Origin of the sequence: Microbacterium sp. UBA3394, assembly GCF_002358725.1 — a bacterium.
In the GTDB taxonomy this organism is placed as follows: domain Bacteria; phylum Actinomycetota; class Actinomycetes; order Actinomycetales; family Microbacteriaceae; genus Microbacterium; species Microbacterium luteum.
On record NZ_DEPK01000265.1, the window covers coordinates 1 to 6766 of the forward strand.

A 6766-nucleotide genomic window follows, 5' to 3' on the forward strand; every position below is an offset into this window, starting at 1 on the left:
GCGCTCCGACCCCGACATCGTGCTCGTGGGCGAGATCCGCGACAGTGAGACGGCCGTCATCTCCATCGAGGCAGCGCTCACCGGCCACCTCGTGCTCTCGACGCTGCACACCAACGACGCTCCCGGCGCCGTCGCGCGTCTCACCGAGATCGGCGCCGAGCCCTACCTCGTCGCCACCGCGCTGTCGGCCGTGGTCGCGCAGCGCCTCGCGCGACGGCTGTGCTCGACCTGCCGGCAGCCCTATCGCGAGGACTCGGCGGTGCTCACGCGTCTGGGGGTGCCGCACGATCCGACCGACGTGCCGGTGCTCTACGGCGCACAGGGGTGCCCGGCGTGCTCCGGCACGGGCTATCGCGGACGCGTCGGCCTGCACGAGGTGATGGCGATGACCCCCGAACTGGAGGCGGCGGTGGTACGCAGCGCATCGGGCGCCGACCTGCGGGAGCTCGCGCTCGCGCAGGGCATGACGAGCCTGCGGGCCGACGGGTGGTCGAAGGTGCTCGAAGGTCTCACCACGATCGAGGAGGTGCTGCGTGTCACGGTCTGAGCTGCGGATGCGGTCAGGGGGCGGTGTCGCCGAAGACGCGCCCGAGCGGGTGCTGGAGGGGGTGCTCCGCACGGCCGCGACGATGGGGTCATCCGACATCCACTTCTCCGCCGACGCGCCGGCGCTCCACCGGCACGACGGACACCTCGTGCCGGTGCCGGGCTACGAGCACCCCATCCCGGGACCGGTGCTGCTCGACGCACTCGTGGGGATCATGTCCGCCGCGCACCGCGAGGGGTTCCACGCCACCGGCGATGTCGACCTCTCCCACACGGTGCCCGGGGCCGGGCGGTTCCGCGTGAACGTGTTCCGCCAGCTCGGGCAGGTTGCGGCGGCCTTCCGTCTCATCGCGAGCCGCGCCTTCACCCTCGACGAGCTGGGCGCGCCGGCCATCGCCGGAGACCTCGCGCTGCGTCCGCGCGGGCTCGTGCTCGTGACCGGGCCGACCGGATCGGGCAAGTCGACGACCCTGACGGCCATGATCGACCTCATCAACCGCACCAAGCAGGATCACGTGGTGACGGTGGAGGATCCGATCGAGTTCGTGCACACGTCGCAGCGCTCGCTCATCCACCAGCGCGAGGTCGGCGCCGACACGACCTCCTTCGCCGAAGCGCTCCGCCGCGTGCTCCGGCAGGATCCCGACGTCATCCTCATCGGCGAGCTGCGCGACCCGGAGTCGATCTCGACCGCGCTCACCGCGGCCGAGACGGGCCACCTCGTGCTCTCCACCCTGCACACGCAGGGGGCGGCGAAGAGCATCAACCGCATCGTCGACGCGTTCCCCGCGCACCAGCAGAACCAGGTGCGCAGCCAGCTCGGCGACACGCTGCAGGGGGTCATCAGCCAGACGCTCCTGCCCAAGGCGCAGGGGGGAGGCCGCGTGATCGCGACCGAGGTGCTCGTGTCGACGCCGGCGGTGGCGAACCTCGTGCGCGAGAATCAGATCGCTCAGCTGTACAACGCGATGCAGGCCGGTGAGGGCCACGGCATGCACACACTGGATCAGTCGCTGAAGACCCTCGTCGAGTCGGGCGACGTCGCCGCCTCGCTCGCGCGCCACTACCTCACCGACCCGCATGCTCTCGACGGCGTGCGGGTGCGGCCGCGCGACTACGACGCCGAGGCGTGGCTCGGCGGAAACGCCGATCCGGCGCCGCCGTCGGACGACTGGAGCCTGTGACATGCCGCTGGAGGAATATCGCTGGCGGGCGGCCACCGCCACCGGGGCGGAGACGAAGGGGGTGCTCGAAGCGGCGAGCGAGAGCGCCGTCGTGGCGAAGCTCCGAGCGCAGGGGCTCGCTCCGCTCAGCGTCGTGGCGCAGTCCAAGACGGGGCTCAACCGCGACGTGACGATCCCCGGGTTCGAGCGCGGCGTCGCCACGAAGGACCTCGCGGTGTTCGCGCAGCAGTTCGCCGGACTCATCCAGGCGGGGCTCCCCCTCATGCGCGCGCTCGCCCTGCTCGCCGAGCAGACCCCCAACCGGCGGCTGGCGTCGGCGCTGACGGCCGTGCAGGTCGACATCGAGTCGGGGTCGTCGTTCTCCACCGCGCTCGCGGCGCATCCGAACGTCTTCCCGCCCCTGATGGTGAGCCTCGTGAGCGTCGGCGAGACCGGCGGCTTCCTCGCCGACTCGCTCGAGGCGATCTCGCGCAGCTACCAGGCCGACGTGAAGCTGCAGCAGAAGATCCGCTCCGCCATGACCTACCCGATCATCGTGCTCGTCATCGCGGTCGTCGGCGTGATCGCCATGATCACGTTCGTGGTGCCCGTGTTCGAGAACATGTTCGCGAGCATGGGCGGCGAGCTGCCGCTCCCGACCCAGGTGCTCGTGACCCTGTCGCACAACATGGTGTGGATCCTGCCGCTGCTGATCGTGCTCGCCGTGGCGGGGTGGATCTGGTACCAGCGCGTGAAGCACACCGATCGCTTCCGAGGCGTCGTCGATCCCTTCCGCCTGCGGATGCCGGTGTTCGGCTCCCTGGTGACGAAGATCGCCGTGGCGCGATTCGCCCGCAACCTGTCGATGATGCTCGGCGCCGGGGTGCCCCTCATGCAGGCCCTCGACCTCGTCGGCAGGGCGGCGAACAACAAGGCCATCGAAGACGCGCTGCGCAGCGTGCGGGAGTCGGTGCGTCTCGGCCGGTCGTTCTCGGCGCCGCTCGCGCGCGCCGCCGTCTTTCCGCCGATGGTCAGCCAGATGGTGTCGGTCGGCGAGGAGTCGGGGTCGCTTCCGGACATGCTCGAGAACATCGCGGCGATGTACGAAGCCGAGGTCGACGCGGCATCCGAGCAGCTCACGAGCATGATCGAGCCGATCATGATGACGGTGCTCGGACTCCTCATCGGCGGCATGGTCGTCGCGCTCTACATGCCGATGTTCACGATGTACCAGCAGCTCGGTCAGTGAACGGAGCCGGCCGCGGCGCGGCGGCGCGGCTCAGGGTCGCGTGAAGACGAGGAGCGTCGCGCTGAGGCTCGCCCCGCCCTCGGCTCCCTCCGTGACGGAGGCCTGCGTCACCGCGACCAGGCGGGGGCCGGCGCGCAGCTCGTCGAGGATGCGCGTGGCGGCCTCGACCGTGGGCGCGGCCACCACGACGGTCACCGACGTCTGCTGAGGGCCGTCGCTCGCCGCGGCGGGCGCCGGGGTGCTCGACTCGAGGGTGGTGCTCGGCCCGACGGCGGCGGAGGCGTCGTCGGTCTCGGCTGCCTCGTCTGCGGGCTGCGGTGCCGGAGTGGCGGCCTCGTCCGTGCGCACGGCGAAGGCCTCGCTGCTCGCGGGCGTCACCGAGGTGACCGAGCCGCCCTGCGCGGCGGCCGCGTCGATCGCAAGCAGGAGCACGTCGTCGACGCGCGCCTCGGCGGGGATCTCCGCGCGGAGGGTCGCGACCTGCGCCTCGAGGGCCGCCATGTCGGCGGACTGGGCGACCAGCGCATCCAGCACCCCCTGCTGCGCGCGGTTCTGCGCGGCGACCGCGTCGGCCTCGCCCGCCGTGCGGGTCGCCTGCGTGAAGAGCGGGAGCGCGAACACGAGCACGGCGAGCACGAGGATCGCGAGGGTCGTGGCCGCGCCGATGAGGTTGACGAGCTGCTTAGTCATGTCACTCCTCGGCCGTGAAGGCGCCGGTGTACACGGACTGGTCGAGCGCGATGCGCAGGGTGTAGGTGAAGACGCCGTCGGCGGCGGTGAGCGATTCGAGGTCGGCCGCGATCACCGCGGGGGCCTCACGCAGGTCGCGGGTCGCCGCGACGAGATCGATCGCCGCCGGCGTCTGCACGGTCACGGTGCCCGACATCCCGGTCGCAGACGTGGGGTCGGACCCCGCCACGGGCGCGGCGCCGGCATCGAGCGAGAAGCCGGTGATCGTCACGCCGACCGGCAGGTGCGAGGCGATGAGCGCGACTGCGGGCGTCCACTCCAGGTCGCCGGCCATCGCATCGGCGCGCAGCGCCTGCAGGTCTCCGCGGGTCGCGAGCGCGTCACTCACTTCCGACAGCTCCGCGATGCCGGTGAGGATCTGCTGGGTGCGGGCCTGCTCGAGACCGAGCCGCACCGACGAGGCGACGTGATAGGCGGCGGCTCCGCCCACGAGCAGCGCCGAGACGGCGACGGCGGCGATGCCGACGACCATCCACGCACGGGCGCGCGCCAGCATGTCGCGCCGTCGCATCTCGGACGGGGGCAGCAGGTCGACCCGCGGGAGTGCACCGATGGGGAGCACGGGCTGCCGGGTGCGACGCACGTTCACGAGACGCCGCCCTGCAGCAGCGCGGCTGTGCCGGTCAGGCGCGCGGCCGTTCCGGCGGGCAGCGCGAGACCGGGAGCGGCCGGCATGAGATCGGAGACCGAGACCGGCGTGACCGGGGCGCCGGCGGCCGTCGCGATCGCCTCGATGAGTCGCGGATGCGCGGCATGCGTCCCGGTCACGAAGGCGACGTCGATCGGCGCGGCGTTCGCACGGTCGCGGTAGAAGGCGACGGTGCTCCGCAGGCGCCCGACGAGGTCGATGAGCGCCGTCTGCACGGCGGGCGAGAGCGCGTCGCGCGCATCCGACTCGACCGTCGCAGCGCGACGACGACGGAGCGGCTCGGATGCGGGTGCCGGTTCGTCGGGCGGTGCCGCGTCGACGATGTCGAGCGGAACGACGCGCACGAATCTCGGCACCCCGTCGGTGGCGATGACGATGTGCGTGGTGTGCTCGCCGATGCCCACGAGGAGGCCGGTGCGGCCCGGCTCGACCAGGGTCGCGAGGGCGCGGGCGTAGCCGAAGGCGACGAGGTCGATCGACAGGGGGCGAAGGCGTGCCTTGTCGAGGGCGCCGACGAGCTCCTCCATGTGCTCGGCGACGGCGGCGACGAGCAGGCCGTGCACGCCCCGGTCGTCCTGCGCGGTCGGCACGAAGTCGAGAACGGCCTGATCGACCGGCACGGGCAGGCGGTCCTGCACTTCGAACGGCAGCGCCTGGCGGATCTGCGCGGGGTTGGTGAGCTGGGTCGAGTGCTCCCGCACGAGGATGCGGCGGTTGCCGACGCCGAGCACGACGTTGCGCTGCGAGATGCGCGCCTCGGCCCACAGCCGCTGCAGGGCGACGGCGACCGCATCGCGATCGAGCACCTCGGAGTCCTTCGCGGCCCCCGGCGGCACCGGCACCTCGCCGGCCGCCACGACGGTCGGCGTGCGTCCGAGGCTCACCTCGATCGCGCGCACGCTCTCCTCGGTGATCTCCACCGCCACCTGCGTCTTCGGCATGATCGTCCTCACAGCTCCGGGTACAGGCTGGTGTAGGCGAGCGCGATCGCGTCGCCGGCGAGCACGCCGATCCAGGCGCCGACGATGATCCACGGGCCGAACGGGATGGCCGTGCGCCGACCGGCGCGGCGGCGCAGCAGCATCCCGACCCCGAACGCGCCGCCGGTCACGAACGCCGCGAACGCGCCGACGAGCAGCGGGCCCCATCCGAGCCACCCCAGCATCAGGCCGACGACGGCCGCGAGACGCACGTCGCCACCGCCCATGCCGTCGGGTCGCACGAATCGGATCGCGGCGTAGAACGCCCACAGGGCGGCGGCGCCGACGAGCGCGCGCAGCAGGGATGCGCTGTCGGCGCCGAGCAGCACGGCGAGACCGAGGAGTGCCGCGCACACGATCAGGGCGGATCCGGTGATCGCGTGGGGGAGGCGGCGGGTGTCGAGGTCGATGAGGGTGAGCACGATCCCCGAGGCCGCGAACCACAGGTAGGCCGCGATGACGGCGATCGTCGCCGCGGGCGGGCCGGGGAGGGCGAGAACGCCCCACGCGACGACGACGGCGAACACGATCGCCGTGAGCGCCTCGACGAGGGGGTAGCGCACCGGGATCGCCGCACGGCATCGCGCGCAGCGGCCGTGGAGGGCCAGCCATCCCAGCACCGGAACGTTGCGCCACCACCGCACCGGCTCGTCGCACGCGGGGCAGCGGCTCTCGCGCAGCAGCGAGATGCCGGCGGGCACGCGATAGGCGACGACGTTGAGGAACGAGCCGATGACGGCGCCGAAGACGCCGGCGCCGACGGTGACGAGGGTGAGGGCGAGCGGGGTCACGGGGATGTCACCTCCCGGCGCCACAGCACGTCGCCGAGCGCGTGCTCGCCGGTCTCGATGATCGTGGGCGTGCCGCCGTATCCGCCGTCGGGGGCGGGCTGACCGGGCAGGCTCATGAGCTCGCCCTTGATCGTGATCTGACCGCCGGAGTTGAATCCGTTCGTGTAGAGGGATCCGAGCAGCACGCCGCCGCCCGAGACGGACAGGCGGCACGGGGTGTAGATGAGCGAGCGCACGCCGTCGAGGTTGGCGCCGTTGGTGTTGACGTTCGTGGCCGTCGCGCCGAGGGCGCACGAGGGCCTGCCGTCGGGCACCGTGTCTTCGGTGATGAAGTACACGCGGGGCGTCGCGCCGGTGGCGGCGGTCATGGTGAGGCCGGTCGTGTCGAACTTCTTCGCCAGCAGCACGACGTTCGAGGCCTTCAGCGCCGGCGCCGGATTGCCGCCCGCGTTGGAGGTGAGCTGGTCGCACGCGCGGCCGTCGATCACGACCGTGCCGGTGTAGTTCGCGAGGTCCTTCCATCCCCGGTTCCCGCCGCCGACCCACGTGCCGTCGACGCTCCATCCGGTGTGCTTGTTGTAGTAATCGCACGTGTCGGTCGCGTTGGCGCTGACGTTGCGCAGCGTCACGACGGTCGC

General features: G+C 72.2%; 8 protein-coding genes. 3 read left to right on the top strand and 5 right to left on the bottom strand.

Features of this window, described 5'->3' with window-relative positions:
- The 3 genes from B4E30_RS15510 to B4E30_RS15520 all read left to right on the top strand — a co-directional run.
- Positions 1 to 547, top strand: a 547-nt coding sequence (locus B4E30_RS15510) for a GspE/PulE family protein (protein ID WP_286796094.1), incomplete at its 5' end; no start/stop codon positions are given.
- Positions 534 to 1730 (top strand): type IV pilus twitching motility protein PilT, encoded by a 1197-nt coding sequence (locus tag B4E30_RS15515; protein ID WP_286796096.1) that lies wholly within the window; start codon positions 534 to 536, stop codon positions 1728 to 1730. The genes B4E30_RS15510 and B4E30_RS15515, both read left to right, overlap by 14 nt.
- A 1-nt stretch (position 1731) precedes the next feature.
- A complete protein-coding gene (locus B4E30_RS15520) occupies positions 1732 to 2958 on the top strand; it encodes a type II secretion system F family protein (RefSeq protein ID WP_286796098.1) in 1227 nt (408 codons plus the stop codon).
- Between the two features lie 30 nt (positions 2959 to 2988).
- On the opposite strand, the gene B4E30_RS15525 is transcribed toward B4E30_RS15520, so the two are convergent.
- From B4E30_RS15525 to B4E30_RS15545, 5 genes are all read right to left on the bottom strand, one after another.
- Positions 2989 to 3648 carry a hypothetical protein gene (locus B4E30_RS15525; RefSeq protein ID WP_286796100.1) on the bottom strand — a complete coding sequence of 220 codons (660 nt, stop codon included), beginning with the start codon at positions 3646 to 3648 and terminating at the stop codon, positions 2989 to 2991.
- A 1-nt stretch (position 3649) separates the two neighbouring features.
- On the bottom strand, positions 3650 to 4297 hold the full coding sequence (locus tag B4E30_RS15530) for a PilN domain-containing protein (protein WP_286796102.1): 648 nt from the start codon (positions 4295 to 4297) through the stop codon (positions 3650 to 3652).
- The gene (pilM, locus tag B4E30_RS15535; RefSeq protein ID WP_286796104.1) at positions 4294 to 5298 is read right to left on the bottom strand and encodes a type IV pilus biogenesis protein PilM; all 1005 of its coding nucleotides are present in this window, start codon (positions 5296 to 5298) and stop codon (positions 4294 to 4296) included. Before pilM ends, B4E30_RS15530 begins: the two co-directional genes overlap by 4 nt.
- Before the next feature lie 8 nt (positions 5299 to 5306).
- Complete coding sequence (locus B4E30_RS15540) at positions 5307 to 6128, bottom strand: prepilin peptidase (RefSeq protein ID WP_286796106.1); 822 nt, start codon at positions 6126 to 6128, stop codon at positions 5307 to 5309.
- On the bottom strand, positions 6125 to 6766 hold a 642-nt coding region (locus B4E30_RS15545; RefSeq protein ID WP_286796108.1), incomplete at its 5' end, for a hypothetical protein. The genes B4E30_RS15540 and B4E30_RS15545, both read right to left, overlap by 4 nt.